The sequence below is a fragment of the Neisseria sicca genome (assembly GCF_014054945.1).
Classification (GTDB): Bacteria; Pseudomonadota; Gammaproteobacteria; order Burkholderiales; family Neisseriaceae; genus Neisseria; species Neisseria sicca.
Genome location: NZ_CP059566.1, coordinates 1331663 through 1350137, shown reverse-complemented (window position 1 = coordinate 1350137; position 18475 = coordinate 1331663). Strand labels below are relative to the sequence as shown.

15 protein-coding genes are annotated in these 18475 nt (G+C 52.0%); 12 read left to right on the top strand and 3 right to left on the bottom strand.

Features of this window, described 5'->3' with window-relative positions; translation table 11 throughout:
* Positions 1 to 71: 71 nt before the first annotated feature.
* Positions 72 to 509 carry an acyl-CoA thioester hydrolase YciA gene (gene yciA / locus H3L95_RS06560; RefSeq protein ID WP_003759083.1) on the top strand — a complete coding sequence of 146 codons (438 nt, stop codon included), beginning with the start codon at positions 72 to 74 and terminating at the stop codon, positions 507 to 509.
* 338 nt (positions 510 to 847) lie between these two features.
* Here yciA and H3L95_RS06555 read toward each other — a convergent pair whose 3' ends face one another.
* Positions 848 to 2980: a LysM peptidoglycan-binding domain-containing protein gene (locus tag H3L95_RS06555; protein ID WP_003759086.1), complete on the bottom strand. Its 2133-nt coding sequence runs from the start codon at positions 2978 to 2980 to the stop codon at positions 848 to 850.
* A 209-nt stretch (positions 2981 to 3189) separates the two neighbouring features.
* On the opposite strand from H3L95_RS06555, the gene H3L95_RS06550 reads away from it, so the two are divergent.
* From H3L95_RS06550 to fumC, 7 genes are all read left to right on the top strand, one after another.
* Positions 3190 to 3849, top strand: coding sequence for a class I SAM-dependent methyltransferase (locus H3L95_RS06550; RefSeq protein WP_003759088.1), 660 nt, complete (start codon positions 3190 to 3192; stop codon positions 3847 to 3849).
* A gap of 247 nt (positions 3850 to 4096) precedes the next feature.
* On the top strand, positions 4097 to 4924 hold the full coding sequence (mutM, locus tag H3L95_RS06545; RefSeq protein ID WP_003759089.1) for a bifunctional DNA-formamidopyrimidine glycosylase/DNA-(apurinic or apyrimidinic site) lyase: 828 nt from the start codon (positions 4097 to 4099) through the stop codon (positions 4922 to 4924).
* A 100-nt stretch (positions 4925 to 5024) separates the two neighbouring features.
* Positions 5025 to 5795 carry a 1-acylglycerol-3-phosphate O-acyltransferase gene (locus H3L95_RS06540; protein WP_003759090.1) on the top strand — a complete coding sequence of 257 codons (771 nt, stop codon included), beginning with the start codon at positions 5025 to 5027 and terminating at the stop codon, positions 5793 to 5795.
* A gap of 188 nt (positions 5796 to 5983) precedes the next feature.
* Entirely contained in the window at positions 5984 to 6721 is a 738-nt protein-coding gene (locus tag H3L95_RS06535) for a redoxin family protein (protein WP_003759091.1), read from the top strand.
* 417 nt (positions 6722 to 7138) lie between these two features.
* The gene (locus H3L95_RS06530) at positions 7139 to 8545 is read left to right on the top strand and encodes a dihydrolipoyl dehydrogenase (RefSeq protein ID WP_003759093.1); all 1407 of its coding nucleotides are present in this window, start codon (positions 7139 to 7141) and stop codon (positions 8543 to 8545) included.
* Positions 8546 to 9153: 608 nt separating this feature from the next.
* Positions 9154 to 10656 carry a phosphate acetyltransferase gene (gene pta / locus H3L95_RS06525; protein WP_003759097.1) on the top strand — a complete coding sequence of 501 codons (1503 nt, stop codon included), beginning with the start codon at positions 9154 to 9156 and terminating at the stop codon, positions 10654 to 10656.
* Between the two features lie 263 nt (positions 10657 to 10919).
* Entirely contained in the window at positions 10920 to 12308 is a 1389-nt protein-coding gene (gene fumC / locus H3L95_RS06520) for a class II fumarate hydratase (protein ID WP_003759099.1), read from the top strand.
* 81 nt (positions 12309 to 12389) lie between these two features.
* Here the strand turns inward: fumC and H3L95_RS06515 are convergent, their stop codons facing one another.
* Entirely contained in the window at positions 12390 to 13001 is a 612-nt protein-coding gene (locus H3L95_RS06515; protein WP_040668642.1) for a CNP1-like family protein, read from the bottom strand.
* A 108-nt stretch (positions 13002 to 13109) separates the two neighbouring features.
* On the opposite strand from H3L95_RS06515, the gene H3L95_RS06510 reads away from it, so the two are divergent.
* The 4 genes from H3L95_RS06510 (at position 13110) to pyrC (ending at position 15856) form a co-directional block, all read left to right on the top strand.
* Complete coding sequence (locus H3L95_RS06510) at positions 13110 to 13334, top strand: sulfurtransferase TusA family protein (RefSeq protein ID WP_009311572.1); 225 nt, start codon at positions 13110 to 13112, stop codon at positions 13332 to 13334.
* A 123-nt stretch (positions 13335 to 13457) separates the two neighbouring features.
* Entirely contained in the window at positions 13458 to 13898 is a 441-nt protein-coding gene (locus H3L95_RS06505) for a DUF4189 domain-containing protein (protein ID WP_003759102.1), read from the top strand.
* A gap of 146 nt (positions 13899 to 14044) precedes the next feature.
* A complete protein-coding gene (locus H3L95_RS06500) occupies positions 14045 to 14647 on the top strand; it encodes an NMCC_0638 family (lipo)protein (protein ID WP_040668628.1) in 603 nt (200 codons plus the stop codon).
* Positions 14648 to 14821: 174 nt separating this feature from the next.
* Entirely contained in the window at positions 14822 to 15856 is a 1035-nt protein-coding gene (gene pyrC, locus H3L95_RS06495) for a dihydroorotase (protein ID WP_003759106.1), read from the top strand.
* 235 nt (positions 15857 to 16091) lie between these two features.
* Here pyrC and H3L95_RS06490 read toward each other — a convergent pair whose 3' ends face one another.
* Positions 16092 to 18437, bottom strand: coding sequence for an MMPL family transporter (locus tag H3L95_RS06490; protein WP_003759110.1), 2346 nt, complete (start codon positions 18435 to 18437; stop codon positions 16092 to 16094).
* Positions 18438 to 18475 lie beyond the last annotated feature (38 nt).

The following is an 18475-nucleotide window of genomic DNA, read 5'->3' as shown; positions in this document are numbered from 1 at the left end:
CCCAATAAATACTGCTTCAATCAGCTTCTCAACTTCACACGAAAGCTGCACCTCTAAAAAGGATATTTCCTATGACGCAAAATGAAAAACAACACACTAAACCACAAGGCGAGCTTTTGCTGCGCACCGTTGCCATGCCGCGCGACACTAATCCCAATCAAGATATTTTCGGTGGCTGGATTATGTCGCAAATGGATTTGGGCGGCGGTATTTTGGCGGCGGAAATCGCACAAGGCCGTATTGTTACCGTAGCTGTTCAGGAAATGAATTTCATCCGTCCTGTGAAAGTGGGGAATGTCGTCTGTTGCTATGGCCGCTGCGTGAGCGTGGGTAATACTTCGTTGCAACTGAAAATCGAGGTTTGGGTAAAAACATTGATGAACGACCACCTTACTGAGGATCGTCAACTCGTGACAGAGGCTGTCTTCACTTATGTCGCCATTGATAGTGAAGGTAACAAACGCCCGATTCCGAAAGAGGGAAACCCAAAACTGGAAGGTTTGATTTAAGCAAAAGGTCGTCTGAAAACGGATTTCAGACGACCTTTTTAATTTGACATTGAGATGAAATGGTATAGTGGATTAAATTTAAATCAGGACAAGGCGACGAAGCCGCAGACAGTACAGATAGTACGGAACCGATTCACTTGGTGCTTCAGCACCTTAGAGAATCGTTCTCTTTGAGCTAAGGCGAGGCAACGCCGTACTGGTTTAAAGTTAATCCACTATATTATTCACTATAAACTTTCTCTTTAAGGAGGCGTAGTGATGATGCGGGGAAAATTGAATTTGATGGCAAATAAAAAGTCGTCTGAAAATTTCAGACGACTTTTTCATGAAGAGTAATCTTAACTGCCGATTAATTTCAAACGTTGACCGGGTGTCACGCCATTGGTATTTCGATTCCAGCGGCGGATATCGTTTACATCTACGTTGAATCGGTTGGCGATGGTATTCAAAGTATCGCCTCTGCGAACGGTATAAGAAACGTTTCGGATACTGTTTCGAGTTTTGGCGGGCGCTGCGGTCACACGCAACAGCTGACCTTTACGGATATTATTGCCTTTGATGTTGTTGGCAATAATCAAATCAGCAACGCTTAAGTTGTAACGACGTGAGATATTAAACAGCGTATCGCCATCGGCTACACGGTGCATGCCCGCACCTGCGGTTTGAGATTGCTGCTGATTACCTGCACGGGCCAAACGTGCCTCAGTGCGGCTTTGTTGTTTGGCGGTATTGGCGGCAATACGCTCGCTACGCGCTTTGACTGCGTCGGATGCAATATTGTGTTCGCTGGCGGCTTGTGCGACTGCTACATTTTCAGTTTGAGTACGAAGATTTGAATCTACCAACGCCATCAGTTCATCGGCTGTTTCAGCAGCTTGCGTCGGAGCAGCTTGAGCAGTAGTCAGCTCAGTAGTTGTATTTGCAGCAGTTTGCTCGACAACGGCAGGCTTGCTTTCAGCTTGAGACAATTGGGCAAACACTTCAGGAATACGCTCTTCTTTGACATTTGCCGATGCCAAATCTGCTGAAGAGTTGGTTTGAACAGTGGTTTCAGGTGTGGTTGCGATGTCTGCTTTGGCAACGGTAGTAGGAGTTGCAGAGGCAATTTTGCTTTCTCCGCCAACAGAGACTGATTGAGCGGTAACAGTTTCGGATACTGCTTTTTTGCCAAGGGCTACATAATCTGTTGGTACTGCTGCAACGGGTTTAATGTTGGCAAAATCCATTGTAGGAATATTTGCTTTTGCCGTTTTGATAGGTGCCATTTCCGGCATATTGGAACGGTAAGTATCCGGTCTGTTATCAACATCGATGAATGAGAGTGTATCAGGTGTCGCCGAATTCGCTGCTTTATTCTTGGCTACCAAAATACTGCGGTCGGAAGACAGGGAGTTATTTCCCAAGCCGTTCAGTCGTTTGATTTCGGCAACGCTCATACCGGTTTCTGCTGCGATGGCGTTCAAGCTGGTATTGTTTCGAGATGTGTATACGTTCCAAGACAACAAAGTATCGGGATTTGCGTTTCGGTAGTTTTTCTCGAAAGAAGCCACAGAATCAACAGGCAGCAACAGGCGGCGATTGTTTTTCGGGATGAATACAGGCGCATTGAATCCCGGATTGAGTGTCAGCAATTCGCTTTCGCTGATGTTGGCGAAGCGGGCGATAGTGCTGTTGTCAATCGGCTTGTCGATGCTCAGGGATTTGAAATACGGCTGATTGTTGATTTCGGTAATATTCATGCCGAAAGTTTGCGGGTTGGCAACGATATTGCGTACGGCCAAGAGTTTGGGAACGTAATTCCGTGTTTCGTCAGGCATGCGCAGATTTTCGTAAATCGGCTCCAAACCTTGCGCGCGCGCCCGATTGACGGCACGGCCGACATTACCTTCGCCCCAGTTGTAGGCAGCCAGTGCAAGGGACCAGTCGCCGAATAATCCGTGCAGGTATTGCAGGTAATTCAATGCTGCGTCAGTTGCTGCGTAGACATCGTGACGGCCATCATACAAAGGGGTTTTTTCCAAGCCGTAGTGGCGACCCGTTGCAGGCATAAACTGCCACAGACCGGATGCGCCGACATGTGATTTTGCTTTGGTAACGAATGCGCTTTCGATAAACGGCAGCAATGCGATTTCGGCAGGCATATTGCGTTTTCTGACTTCGTTGGCAATATGGTACATATAGGGTTTGCTGCGGGTAATGGTGCGGTCGAAGTAGGCACTATTGGCAGCGAATTTGCTCTCATGGCGGCGAACAAGTTCGGAATTGACCTCGTTCATACGGAAATCCTTGCGCAACGATGCCCAAAGGCTGCCCGTTCCGAAAGTTTGCGCTTTGGCTTGATCCAAAAGAGAGGAATTGAGGCGCATCATTGCCATACCTACTTGATCTGGTGTGGCATTTTGAGCGTATGCTGCGCCGGAAGCTGCGGATAAACTTGAAATGGTAAGTGCGATGGTTTTCAGTTTTGCCATGATGAATCAATAATTATCAATGATATAAGGTTAAATTTAGTCTACCCGATGGTACTGTTTGAAGATGTAGCCGTCAAGGTAAAGGGGGTGAAATTTACATATGCTTGGGTCTTAATGTTAAAATCTGTGGCATAAATACGGCGATTGCATTGTATTTTTCTATCGGACAGTAGAAATGAACGCATGAAACAGTTAATAGGATAACGACTATGGATGTATGGTTTGAAGATACGGCTATGGGGCGTTATGTTGCTCAGAACGAAGCTGCTTTTTTTGAGCGGCATTTGCAATATTTTGACGGACAAACCGTTGTCCAACAAGGCGGTCAATGGTTGAGGTCGTCTGAAAACGTGGTTGCTGTACCCCGTGATGTATTGATGACGGCAGATGCTATGGCTTGGGAAAGTCACTCTATTGATGTGCTGCTGATGCCGCACAGTCATGAGACTGCCGCGCTGACGCAAGTGCTGCATGAAGCGTCCAGGGTATTGAAACCTGAAGGGCGGTTGGTTTTGACGGGGTTTAATCCGAAATCTTTGTGGTTTTTCAGCAAGTGGTTTGATGGAACGCGCTTGCCCAAAAAGGAGCATTGCCTGACTTTGCCCGCTTTGAAGCAGCGGTTGGGGGATTTGGATTTTGAGGTGGAATTCGGAAAGTTTATGGTGTACCTGCCTGCTGTGAATTCGCAAAAGGGGCTGCGGTTTTGGCGTTTTATGGAGAAGGCGGGGGACAGGTGGTGGCCGCAGTGCGCGGCGGTGTACGGTTTGGTTTTGGTCAAGCGTATGGCGGGGGTGACGCCGTTGCCGGAGTTTGAAAAAATATTGGGAACGCAGACGGTGGCTTTGGGTACGGCGCGGATTTCGGATTGAGAAATGCAGCGTTGGTAAAACCGGTATGACTGGTTTTCAGACGACCTTTCGAGGCTGAACATTTGAAAACGAGAGGTTTGACTCCATAAATATAGCCTCTTCTATATTTGTCATTCTGCCTTGAATTTGCTGCTTTCTGCCTGTAAAGCTGATTGGTTGCAAATTGTCAGGCCGCTTTGGCATCGGTAGAATCTTAGGTCGTCTGAAAAAGGCGATGTTGATTGTATTAGCTTGAGGATAAAGAAAAATGCCGGAATTGCCTGAAGTGGAAACGACGTTGCGCGGTATCAGCCCGCATATTCAAGGTAAAAAGGTAGCGGATGTCGTGTTGCGCCAAACCAAGCTGCGCTGGCAGGTCAATCCGCAGTTGGCGGAGATTTTGGCGGGGCAGGAGGTGTTGAGCTGCCGTCGGCGGGCGAAATATTTGATTATCGGTTTTGCAACGGGTATTTTGTTGATTCATCTGGGCATGTCGGGCAGCTTGCGGATTTTTACGGACGGCGATGCGCGGATTGACCATCCCGACAAACACGACCATGCGGACATTGTGTTTGCGGACGGAACGGTATTGCGCTATCACGACCCGCGTAAGTTCGGCGCGATTTTGTGGTATGAAGGCATTGCCGAGCATCATCCGCTTCTTGAAAAACTGGGCCCCGAGCCGCTTTCAGACGACTTCTCCGTTGAGTATCTGTACCAAAAATTTAAAACGCAAAAACGCGCGGTCAAGCTGGCTCTGATGGACAATGCCGTCGTGGTCGGCGTGGGCAATATTTATGCGAACGAAAGCCTGTTTAAATCGGGCATCTCGCCACACCGCCCTGCGGACAAGGTTAAGAAAAAAGAATGCGCCGTCTTGGTGGAAACGATTAAATCGGTATTGCAGCGCGCGATTGAAACCGGCGGCAGCACGTTGCGCGACTTCGTCAACAGTGACGGCAAAAGCGGCTATTTCCAGCAGGAATATACGGTGTACGGCAGGCACAACGAACCCTGCGTCCGTTGCGGCGGTTTGGTGCAGAAGGAAGTTTTAGGGCAGCGCGGGACGTTTTATTGTCCTAACTGCCAAAAATAATGTATGAACCTGTTTTCAGACGACCTCTTTGTCATCTGGGTCGTCTGAAAACGTTATTACTATGATTTGATACACATTTAAGACGAAAAGAAAAACAGTTATGCACTCACAAAAAGCCCCGTTTTTTACCCGTTTGGGCAGATTGTTCCGCTTGGCGGGATGGCTGTTCCGAACTGGAAGGCATTTGCGCCGTATCGATGCCGGCAATCCTGCCGAACGCGATTATGCGGTCATTACTCTGGGAAAAGGCGCGCTGGAAGCCTTGGATATCGAATTGGAAATCGGCACGCCGCCCGCGGATAATGTGAAGGGTGTTTTGGTGGCAGCAAACCATGTATCTTGGCTGGATATTTTCGCCATGAGCGCAGTGTATCCGAGCAGCTTTATCGCCAAGCAGGAAATCAAAGACTGGCCGGTCTTGGGCAAAATGGGGCAAAACGCAGGCACGGTGTTTATCAACCGAAATTCCCGACGTGATGTCGAGCCGATTAACCAAGCCATTTGCGCCGCGTTGAAAGCCGGGCAGAATGTCAGCTTTTTCCCCGAAGCGCGGACTTCTTTGGGCTTGGATATTTTATCGTTCAAAGCCGCGCTCTTCCAATCCGCCATTGATGCCGACGCGCCTGTTCAGGCGGTTACGCTGCGCTATTATGATGATGCCGGTAAAAGGACGACTGTGCCGTCTTATGCACAAGTTGATTTGGTGCGCTCACTTTGGCGCATCGTTTCCATGAAAAAACTGCGCATCCGTATTGATTTTGCCGCCCCGATTCGCTCCGGCAAAGACGAAGACCGCTTTATGTTGAAAGACAAAGTAGAAAGCAGCATCCGCGAAGTCGTATTGTCCGATGCACACGATTCCGAAAAATAATTCCAAGTCAGGGGCTTGTTTTCTTTCAGACGACCTCTATTTAAATGAAACGTTCGCAGGTTGGGTTTCATAGCTTCAGGTAATTAATATTATTTGAACTATAAATTATACAAATCAAACTCCCTGCGCTAGAATGCACACATTCACTCGTATCATTCCCTAAACCTAAAATTTCAAGGAGATCCAAAATGGCTTTGCAAGATCGTACCGGTCAAAAAGTACCTTCCGTCGTATTCCGTACCCGCGTGGGCGACACTTGGAAAGATGTTTCCACTGATGACTTGTTCAAAGGTAAAAAAGTAGTCGTATTCTCTCTGCCGGGCGCATTTACTCCGACTTGTTCTTCTTCCCACCTGCCGCGTTACAACGAATTGTTCGGCGCGTTCAAAGAAAACGGCGTTGACGCAATCTACTGCGTATCTGTAAACGATACTTTCGTGATGAACGCTTGGGCTGCCGAAGAAGAAGCTGACAACATCTACATGATTCCTGATGGCAACGGCGAATTCACCGAAGGCATGGGCATGCTGGTCGGCAAAGAAGACTTGGGCTTCGGCAAACGCTCTTGGCGTTACTCTATGCTGGTTAACGACGGCGTGATTGAAAAAATGTTCATCGAGCCTGAAGAGCCGGGCGATCCTTTCAAAGTGTCTGACGCTGACACTATGTTGAAATTCATCGCTCCTGACTGGAAAGCTCAAGAATCTGTTGCCATCTTCACCAAACCTGGCTGCCAATTCTGCGCTAAAGCTAAAAAAGCTTTGCAAGACAAAGGTCTGTCTTACGAAGAAATCGTATTGGGCAAAGATGCAACTGTTACTTCCGTTCGCGCCATTACCGGCAAGATGACTGCTCCTCAAGTCTTCATCGGCGGCAAATACATCGGCGGCAGCGAAGATTTGGAAGCTTACTTGGCTAAAAACTAATTGCTTGATGCTAGGGTCTGTCGATATTCAATAGTTTCCGTGTCTTTTTATCTCCAAAGCGGCATCTTCTGCGTTGGAAATCCTCACAAGGTGTCCAACCTTGTTGCGGTTTCCGCCTTGAATCTTCCGCTTTGGAAACAAAAATCCACTTGGAAAATTGAATGTCGACAAACCCTAAAGACGGTTTGAATAAAACCGTCTGAACAGAAAAATAGAGTTATTCAGACGATACGCTACACGGTCGTTCTGAATAGCTCTATATTTACAAGTAGAATTTGAGATTATTGTTTTAAATCAATATTTTAAAAATAACTATCGATTTTTTATTTTTGATAGTTTATTAAATAGGTCGTCTGAAAACCTGATACGCTTCACGCTGATACCGCTTCGGACGCTCAACAAAAAAGGACAAAGATTATGAAAAAAATTCAAGCAGATGTCGTCGTAATCGGCGGCGGTACTGCCGGCATGGGCGCGTTTCGCAATGCCCGTTTACATTCGGATAATGTTTACCTGATTGAAAACAACGTGTTCGGCACGACCTGCGCGCGCGTGGGCTGTATGCCTTCCAAACTCTTGATTGCTGCCGCAGAGGCGCGCCATCACGCATTACATACCGACCCGTTCGGCGTGCATTTGGATAAAGACAGCATCGTCGTCAACGGCGAAGAAGTCATGCAGCGCGTCAAATCCGAGCGTGACCGTTTTGTCGGTTTTGTCGTTGCCGATGTGGAAGAGTGGCCTGCCGACAAGCGCATTATGGGTTCGGCTAAATTTATCGACGAGAATACCGTCCAAATCGACGACCATACCCAAATCACGGCAAAAAGCTTTGTGATTGCTACCGGCTCGCGTCCCGTTATCCTGCCGCAGTGGCAGTCTTTGGGAGACCGTTTGATTATCAACGACGACGTTTTCTCATGGGATACGCTGCCTAAGAGCGTCGCCGTGTTCGGACCGGGCGTTATCGGTTTGGAACTGGGTCAGGCATTGCACCGTTTGGGCGTGAAAGTTGAAATTTTCGGCTTGGGCGGCATCATCGGCGGCATTTCTGATCCCGTCGTTTCAGACGAGGCAAAAGCTGTGTTCGGCGAAGAATTGAAACTGCATTTGGATGCTAAAACCGAGGTCAAACTCGATGTAGACGGCAATGTAGAGGTTCATTGGGAGCAGGACGGCGAAAAAGGCGTATTTGTTGCCAAATATATGCTAGCAGCCGTAGGTCGCCGTCCGAACGTTGACAATATCGGTTTGGAAAACATCAATATCGAAAAAGACGCGCGCGGCGTACCCGTTGCCGATCCGCTGACCATGCAAACCAGCATTCCGCATATCTTCATCGCGGGCGACGCGTCCAACCAACTGCCTCTGCTGCACGAAGCTGCCGACCAAGGCAAGATTGCCGGCGACAACGCGGGCCGCTACCCGAATATCGGCAGCGGTTTGCGCCGCAGCACCATCGGCGTGGTGTTTACCAATCCGCAAATCGGCTTTGTCGGTTTGAAATACGCGCAAGTTGCCGCGCAATACCAACCTGACGAATTTGTCATCGGCGAAGTATCGTTTAAAAACCAAGGCCGCAGCCGCGTGATGCTGGTAAACAAAGGCCATATGCGCCTGTATGCCGAAAAAGCTACCGGTCGCTTCATCGGCGCGGAAATCTTAGGCCCGGCCGCCGAACATTTGGCGCACCTGTTGGCATGGGCGCATCAAATGAAGATGACCGTTCCGCAAATGCTGGATATGCCGTTCTACCATCCCGTTATCGAGGAAGGTCTGCGCACCGCGTTGCGCGATGCCGATGCGAAGTTGAAACAGGCTTGATGGGTTGACTTAATCGGTCTGCTAGAATGAAAGGTCGTCTGAAAACCTGATTTAAGGTTTTCAGACGACCTTTTTGTCTTTGCGTTGCGGAAGAAAATCAGTTGCGGCGTCATTGCTGTGTAATGTGTAGTCCGGATATTTGTATCCGACGAATATTTGATGTTTCTATTTTCTTTACGCGTTGTGGCAGATGGAGATGTCAGATTCAAGAATCTGACCTACGGCAGATTTGGTTGCCGAAACGGGAGGTCGTCTGAAAACTCGAATTTGAAGGTAAGAATCCTTTAAATCTTGAGTATTCATTAAAACCTGTTCAGATGGTTGCTATCAGCTGGGTTCTGTATGTTACAGGGCTTGGCTTTTTTCATTTCAAACGGCATTGTCCGCAGTAATCAGGAAAGATTAAAAGGAAAGGGGAGGGGTAATTTTAACCGGCTTTCTAAGCGTTTCTTAAAAATCCATTGCATTTTCGCTCAATCCATTAACATTTAACCTTGTTGGAAACGCAATTTGTTTGTTAGTATTAAGCCATTGCCGTTACGTCCGCATCACGGCGGCGACGGACAACCTCCAAGACGGACAACCTCCAAATAGAAAGGACACATATCATGGCTAAATTATTAGTCGCTCCGGTATCCGCCGGTTTGGACGTGGCAGCAGCAAGCAAAGCCTTTGCCCAAGCTTTGGGCGCGCAAGTTTTCCAACCGCTCGACGCATCCGCCGAAACTCTGTTGGCACAAGGCAAAAGCGACGACTGGTTTGACGCTGTGGTCGGCAAAGCCGTCGCACTCAATACCGACAAACTCGTTATCGAAGGTATCGCCCCCGATGCGGACAAACTCTTCCTGTCCGGCAAAAACGTCGAGCTGGCATTGTCTTTGGATGCAGGCGTAGTCTTGGCATTGCAATCTGATAGTGCTGACGCAGCCGAAGTGGCACACCGAATCAACCTTGCCAAACAGCTTTACACCAACTCTCCGGGCCTTTTGGAAGGCTTCATCATTGAAGGCGCGGCAGCATCCGTAGGCGAAGAAGTTGCCCGCCTGACCGGACTGACATTCTACGGCTCAAGCAGCGCGCTCAAAGACGTATCTGCGTTGGCAAAACGCGAAGCCTCCCGCCTTTCTCCCGCCCAATTCCGTTACAACCTGATTGATTTTGCCCGCAAAGCCGATATGCGCATCGTCCTGCCTGAAGGTGCAGAACCGCGTACCGTCGCCGCAGCCGCCATCTGCCACGAAAAAGGCATTGCCCGCTGCGTCTTGCTTGCCAAACGCGAAGAAGTTGAAGCCGTTGCCAAAGAACGCGGCATCAACCTGCCTGACTCTTTGGAAATCGTCGATCCCGCTACATTGGTCGAACAATACGTCGAGCCGATGTGCGAATTGCGCAAATCCAAAGGTCTGACCCCTGAAGATGCCCGCAAACAACTGCAAGACACCGTTGTCCTCGGCACCATGATGATGGCGCAAAACGACGTGGACGGCTTGGTATCCGGCGCCGTTCATACTACCGCCAACACCATCCGCCCCGCCTTGCAGCTGATTAAAACCGCACCGGGCGCGAGCCTTGTATCCAGCGTATTCTTTATGCTGCTGCCAAACCAAGTCCTCGTCTTCGGCGACTGCGCGGTCAACCCGAACCCGACGCCCGAACAGCTTGCCGATATCGCCATCCAATCTGCCGATACCGCTAAAGCCTTCGGTATTCCGCCTAAAGTTGCCATGATTTCCTACTCCACCATCAACTCAGGCAGTGGCCCTGATGTCGATGCCGTGATTGAAGCCACCAAACTGGCAAAAGAAAAACGCCCGGATTTGGAAATCGACGGCCCGCTGCAATACGATGCGGCTACCGTGCCTGAAATCGGCAAAACCAAAGCCCCTGAAAGCACCGTCGCCGGTCAGGCAACCGTCCTGATTTTCCCAAACCTCAACACCGGCAACTGCACCTACAAAGCCGTACAACGCAGCGCCAACGTCCTGAGCGTCGGCCCGCTTTTGCAAGGTTTGCGCAAACCGGTCAACGACCTCTCCCGCGGCGCATTGGTAGAAGACATCGTCTTCACCATCGCCCTGACAGCGGTTCAGGCAAAACAAATGGCAAACTGATTGCTTGATTTTTTAAAGTAAACACAGATCGTCTGAAAACCTATCAATATCAATAAGGTTTTCAGACGACCTTTTTTCATTTTGGCATAGCCCAAACAGGTTAGACACAATTCCTTCGTCTGCCTCAATCTTCTTTTCAGCTTTCAAAACGCCGTCCGAAACTGCTTACTTCAAACCCCCTTCCCCCGCTTTTCAGACGACCTCCTGCCCGCTATAATACGCTTGCAAATTATTTGCATTATCATTTAATTCAGGAGAAACACATGAGCACCCGTACCGAACACGACACTATGGGCAATGTCGAAGTCCCGTCCGAAGCCTATTGGGGCGCGCAGACCCAGCGCAGCCGCAACAATTTCAAAATCGGCGGCGAAACCTTGCCGCAGCCGCTGATTTATGCTTTGGCGCTGGTGAAAAAAGCCGCAGCCGCCACCAATGTTTCCCTCGGCAGGATTAAGCCTGAGCAGGCGGATTTGATTACGCAGGCGGCGGACGACGTGTTGAACGGCAAGCTCGACGGGCAGTTTCCTTTAGTAGTATGGCAGACCGGCTCCGGCACGCAGTCCAATATGAACATGAACGAAGTGCTGGCAAACCGCGCCAACGAAATCGCCGGTACGGGTTTGGCGGCGTACCAGCCTGTCCATCCCAACGACCATGTGAACCACGCGCAATCGACCAACGACGCGTTCCCGACCGCCATCCACGTTGCCGCCGCGATTGAAATCAACCGCCACCTCATCCCTGCCGTCCAAGCCCTGCGCGACACATTGGACAAAAAAGCCCAAGCCTTCGCCCCCATCGTCAAAATCGGTCGTACCCACTTGCAGGACGCGACGCCGCTGACTTTGGGACAAGAATTTTCCGGCTACGTTTCCCAACTCGACCACGGCTTAGGCCGTCTGAACGACGCGCTCAAAGGTTTGTACGAACTCGCTTTGGGCGGCACGGCAGTCGGCACGGGTTTGAACAGTCATCCCGAATACGCCGAAAAAGCCGCCGCCAAACTCGCCGAACTGTCTGGCCTGCCGTTTGTCAGCGCGCCGAACAAATTTGAAGCCTTGGGCGGACGCGATGCCGCCGTTGCCGCTTCGGGCGCATTAAAAACGCTGGCGGCAAGCCTGAACAAAATCGCCAACGATATCCGCTGGCTGGCAAGCGGCCCGCGCTGCGGACTGGGTGAAATCAAAATCCCTGAAAACGAGCCAGGTTCGTCCATCATGCCGGGCAAAGTCAACCCGACCCAATGCGAAGCGATGACCATGGTGTGCTGCCAAGTGTTCGGCAACGACGTTACCATCGGCATGGCTGGCGCGTCGGGCAATTTCGAGCTGAACGTCTATATGCCCGTTATCGCCTACAACCTCTTGCAATCTATCCGCCTGTTGGGTGACGCGTGCAACAGCTTCAACGAAAACTGCGCCGAGGGCATCGAACCCGTACCGGAAAAAATCGACTATTTCCTGCACCATTCCCTGATGCTCGTTACCGCGCTGAACCGCAAAATCGGCTACGAAAACGCCGCCAAAGTCGCCAAAACCGCCTATAAAAACGACAAATCGCTGCGCGAAACCGCCGTCGAATTGGGCTTGTTGACAGGCGAAGAGTTTGACGAACTGGTCGTCCCCGCCGATATGGTTCATCCGCGCTGATTGACGGTTTGAAATACGGCAAAGGTCGTCTGAAAATGTTTCAGACGACCTTTTTTGATGTTTGAAACTGTCAAACGGCTTTTATTTGTCGTGGCGCACCATTTTCGGCGCGTAGCGTCCGGCGCGTTCTTTGAGGCGTTTGACCAGGCCTTCGGTGGTGTTCGGTACGCCGTCGATACAGAAGGCTTGGTAGAGGACGGCGCGCATCGCGTCGTTTTTGTTGAAGGTCGAGCCTATGGGTTTCCATTCGGCTTTGCGCGGCTCGATCCAGCGGCGGTTGACGGTGTCGCCGTAGCCGAACACTTTATAAGACGAGCGTTTGTCTTTGCCGTATGTGAAGGAAGAGCGGGCGCAGAAGAGGCCTTCGACGGTCAGGTTGTCATGGCCTTTGTCGGAACGGACGTTGAGGATGTAGCGGATGCTGCCGTCGGGAGAGGGCATGATTTGCAGGCTGCTGAGGAGGATTTTGGGCTGTTTGCCGTAGTCTTCGCTGACGTAAAGGTCGAACCAGTCGCCGGATTGGGTGTCGGGCAGGGGCGGGAGCACGGCTTTTTGTTCGGCGAACTCGCGGGCTGCGGCTTCTTCGGGGCTTTCTTTGTAGCGTGTGTTGAAGGGGGTATCTTTTTCGCTGAATCCGGCGGCGTTGACTGCCGTGGCGGCGAGGCAGAGGGTCAGGAGGGCGAGACGGCGCATGGTGTGCTCCAAAGTGAAAAACGGCTTTATTTTATGGGTTCGGCGGGGTGGGGTGCAAGTAAGTACGGTATAATTCATGTTAATCCTTTTAACGGAACATCGGAAACTATGAACGCACACACCTTAGACTTGAAGGGGCTCAGATGCCCTTTGCCGATTTTGAAAACCAAAAAAGCGTTGGCGCAAATGGAGGCAGGCGAAGTCCTGACTGTGTTGGCGACCGACGGCGGCGCGCCCGGCGATTTTGAGGCTTTCTGCCGCCAGACCGGGCATGTCTTGCTCGAATCGCGCGAAGAAGACGGCGTGTTCACGCTGGTTGTGAAACACAAATAAAGGTCGTCTGAAAATGGCGAAACGTCCGATTTCAAAGCTTTTTAACACCTTCTTGTGAAGCTTGTAGTTTGATTTTATTAAGTTTTACAAGCGAATTATTATTACATTATTAAATGAAGGAAAATGATGAAAAAGCAACTTTTTCTACTCTTTTCGGTTTTGCTGGGATATTCCGAACTTTCTTTTGCATACGACCCAACCCGCGGAGCGCTGCAGAATGCGCCGGAATTGCGTAGTTACGGTTATAACCAGCAAGATCTTTATAATAGATATCACCCATCGGGGAATGTCGGTAATTCTTATAACAATAATGGCAGTTCCTATAACAATACGAATGTAGTTATCGTCAACTTGCCATCAAAGTATGGAGCATTAGTATATAGTAAAAAATCGGGGTTTGTTACAGATTCCGTAAATGAGGATTCGTTGGAAGAGGCTAAGCGTGTCGCCCTCCAAAAATGTGAAGAAAGGGATCCTACTAAATCTTGTGAAGTTTATTCATGGATTAGGAACGGCTGTCAGGCGTTAGCTACAGGTAAAAAAATGGGCGACGTGCTATTATGAAAGGTTATTTTGCTACGGAAGGAAAATCAGAAAAATTAGCTTTGGAAAAATGTCGTTCTGAAAAATTTAAAGAATGCACGATTATTATCCCTGAACGCTGTTCCCTGCCTACCCCACTGTAAATCTATATGAAAGGTCGTCTGAAAATGGCGAAACGTCCGATTTCAAGGCTTTTGACGCTTGCCGTTTTCTCCGCTTTATTGGCGGCGTGCGGCAGGGAGGAAGTGCCGCCCGAGCAGATGGCGGATCGTGCGAACGCGGCGGCGGAATTGTTCCGTCAAGGCTGCGTCGCTTTTGACGGGGCTGCCGATAAAGTGCGCTCTTTTGCCGATAATGAAAAACTGACGGCTTTGAACGCGGAAGAAATCGGCAGGCTGCCCGCAGGCTTCGTCGAGCCGGATGCGCTTGCCGTTTGGAAGAAAACGCAGGACGGCGCGGATTATTATTTGAGCCTGACCGGCGACAGTTGCAGCGTGAAGACGGCGCGTGCGGACGAAACCCTGATACGCAAGCAGTTTATGGTGTTGGTGGAAAACCCGCCGAAGGGTTTGAACAATGAATTGCGCACCGATCAAGCCTCCGAATCGCCGATAGCGATCCGTCAGCTTTCTTATGCGTGGCGAGCTTCGGGCAGCCCGGAAGAAACCCTGCTGACCGTCAAAACCACCCCGTCCGACCAGTTGCCCGTGCAGGCGGTGTTTTACCTGACGCATCAGTCCTACAACGGCAAGCCTGTCCTTGTGCAATAGTCTTTTCAGACGACCTTAGGGACTGTCGGCATTCAATAGTTTCCGTGTCTTTTTATCTCCAAATCGTCATCTTCCGCTTTGTGAACAAAAATCCACTTGGAAAATGAAATATTGACAGCCCCTAGGGAACATCAAGGGGTCGTCTGAAACCCAAAAATCTAAAAAGGAATACCCATGCAAACCCTGACCATCATCCGCCCCGACGATATGCACCTGCACCTGCGCGACGGCGACGCGCTCAAAGCCGTTGCCCCCTATACCGCCCGCCAGATGGGGCGCGCCGTCATCATGCCCAACCTCAAGCCGCCCGTCGTCAGCGTAGCCGACGCGCTTGCCTACAAAGCGCGCATCATGGCGGCATTGCCCGAAGGCAGCGCGTTTGAGCCGTTGATGACGCTCTACCTGACCGACCAAGCCACGCCCGAGCTGGTGCGCGAAGCCAAAGCCGCCGGCATCGTCGCCTTCAAACTCTACCCCGCAGGCGCAACGACCAATTCCGATTCCGGCGTAACCGACCTGTTCAAACTCATTCCCGTTTTGGAAGAAATGGCAAAACAAGGCATCCTGTTCCTCGTTCACGGCGAAGTAACCGACTCCGAAATCGACATTTTCGACCGCGAAGCCGCCTTTATCGAGCGCGTGATGAAACCCGTTTTGGCGCAAGTGCCGAATCTTAAAGTCGTGTTCGAACACATCACCACCGCCGAAGCCGCCCGCCTCGTTTTGAACGCAGACGACAACGTTGCCGCCTCCGTGACCCCGCAACACCTCCTGCTCAACCGCAACGACCTCTTGGTCGGCGGCGTGCGCCCCCATCACTTCTGCCTGCCCGTACTCAAACGCGAGACCCACCGTCAGGCATTGGTCGCTGCCGTTACCGGCGAGAAGGCGCACAAATTCTTCCTCGGTACCGACTCCGCGCCGCACGCCAAATCCGCCAAAGAAAACGCCTGCGGCTGCGCCGGCATGTTCAGTGCCATGACCGCCATCGAGCTTTACGCCGAAGTGTTTGAAAAAGCAGGCGCGTTGGACAAACTCGAAGCCTTCGCCTCGAAAAACGGCGCAAGGTTCTACGGCATTCCCGAAAACACCGACACGATAACGCTCGTCAAACAAAGCCAAACCGTCCCCGCAAGCGTCCCTTACGACGACGGCGAACTCGTCCCGATGCGCGCGGGCGGCGAGATAGGCTGGACAGTCAAATATTGAGCCGCACATCATGACCGCATGAAAATGCCTGCCCGAAAAAGAGGCAGGCGTTTTGGTTTGATAAGGGAGCGGATAAGGGCATCCTGAGGCTGTTTCTTAAACCACTTATGTTCTGCAAGAAGACAGCGGTTTGATTACGTTTGATATTGTCAAAAAGGTCGTCTGAAAACAGGTTGGCGCAAAATCCGCCATACCCGTTTTCAGACGACCTTTTTGTTTTTTTTTATTTTAAACATCAATCTTTCAACAAAGCCCCCGCCAGCCAAATATTGAACGCTACGCCGACCGTGACCGTAATGCCGAAGGCGGCGACGGCGGGCGTGCCGCTTAGGGCGAGCAGGGCGAAGGAGATGGCGGTAGTAGCGGCGGCAAGCAGCATCCCGCCCAGCCGCGCGGGTGCGCTGTGTCGCGCGGTGAGGGCATAGACGGCGTAATCGACGCCGATGGCGGACACCAAAAGCAGGCCGAACATGGCGAACAGGCTGACGGGGATGCCTGCCAGACCGAGTACGGCGACGGTGCAGACGGCGGCGGCGAGCGGTACGGCAAGGATTTTGGTGCCGCGCTTCATGCCGAACATACGCCATAAAACCAGCCATGCCAGCGCGTAGGATACCAGTTTCAACCACGCCGCCTGATTGCGCGTATGGTGGAAAAGGTCGTTCAGGTGGGCGCGTTTGTCCGCCCAATGTACGCCCGCTACGCTTTGCGCGGCGGAGCGGACGGCGGTGTCGTCGGTCATGCCGTTCAGGCGCACGATGGCGGCAAAACGGCCTTTTTCGACTTCACCCAAATACAGCGGTCGCCAGGCTTCCGCCAAATCGGTTTTCAGCGCGTCGGCAAGCGTCAGCGGCGGCGCATCGGCGGCTTGCAGCAGCGCGTTGCGTAGGGTTTTTTGCGGAATGCCGATATCGACAAGCGGTTGGCGGCTTTCGGGCAGCTTGGAAAGCTCGCGCAGGCGGTTTTGCAGTTTTTTCTGTTCGGATACGGGCATCAGGAGCTGGTCGGGAGATTGGAAGCTGACGAGCTTGCCTTGCGCGACGAGGGGTTGCAGCGCGCGGCCGAGTTCGGCGGTTTTCATCAATAAAGCGTCTTCGCTCGGCGCTTCGGCAACCAAGTATTTGCCGCCGAAATCCGCGCCGCTCAACTGCCCGATGCGTTGCACTTCCGCCAGCATTTCAGACGGCATGTTGACCCACTGGCGGATGTCGTCGCGCCAGTCGCTGCGCCACAGCCCGACCGCCAGCAACACGCCGCCGACCATCAGCCAGCCGCGTTTGTGCAGACGGATTTTCAGACGACCCGACAGCGCGTAGAGCCGTTCGGTCAGCGCGGCAAACGGCACGGTTTTGGCGCGGTAACGCTGAAACAGCGGCGGCAGCCACAACACCGTCGCGCCGAATGCGCCCGCCAGCGCAAACCCTGAAAACACGGCGGTCTGCCGCAATACGGGCAGCGGCGTGAACCACAAGAGCGCGTAGCCCAATACCGTAATCAGCAGGCTGACGGTAAAGCTCGGCAAGACATGTTTCATGGCGGGTTCTGCCTGCCAGACGGGGTCGTCTGAAAAAGCCGTTTTGCCGTTTTTCGCCCGTGTGCCGAATACCGAAGGCGCGAGCCAGTGCAGTGGGAAATCCACCAACATCCCGACCAAACTCGTGCCGATGACGATGGTCAGGATATGCACCTCGCCGAAGAACAGCAAAGCCGCCGCCAGACCGGTCAGCATCCCCGCTGCCAAAGGCAGCGTCAGCCAGAACACGCGGACGCTGCGGAATACCCACAGCAGCAGCGCGAAGGTCAGCAGCATCCCGACTGTACTCATCAGCCGGCTTTCCTGCTCCGCCTCTGTTTTGGACGCGGCGGCAAACAGCGCGCCGCCTGCCGCCAGCGTGTCCGCGCCTTTGGCTTTTGCCAGTTTGCGGCTTTCCGCCATCAGCGGCAGAAGGGCGTCGTTGCCGGAAAAATTGTCGCCCGCCGCCAGCCGTCCGCGCAGCCAAACCCAAGTTTTCCCGTCGTCGCCTTCGGTGAACAGCATTCCGTTGTCCATGTTCCACTGCAAACGGCTTTGCGGATTCGCCTTGCCCGCGACAAAACGCCCGAAGCCCAGCCAGTCTTGTTCCAAAGACAAAGGCGAGGGCGCGGCAAACGGGTTGACCGCCGCTTCCGCCCGCGCCTGAAAATACGCTTGCGGATGCTCAAACAGCAGACGCACCTGTTCGTTTGGCAGCAGCGCCAGCCCCAGCTTGCCGATGTCCTTGCGCACCTTGTCCAAGTCGGGCGTCACGCTGCTGTCCACTTGCTCGAACACGCCGCTTTTACGCCACAAAGCCGCAATCTCGGAGGTCGTCTGAAACGCCGTTTCCGCGTCTTTGCTGCCCGCCAGCAAAATCACCTGCGTGTTCAACTGCTCTTCGCCCGCCTTGTCCGCCGCCGTCAAAAGCGCGTCCGGCTGCTGTTCGCTCGGCAGCAGCGCGGTCAGGTCGGTTTGCAGCCAATTTTGCGTGGAGACCGTGTAGATGAGGAACAGGGTCAGCAGGGCGGTGAAGACGGTGTAGGCGCGGCGGTAGGTAGTCATCATTTTTCAAATGGGTTTGAAGTGTGTCTACGGCATTTTAT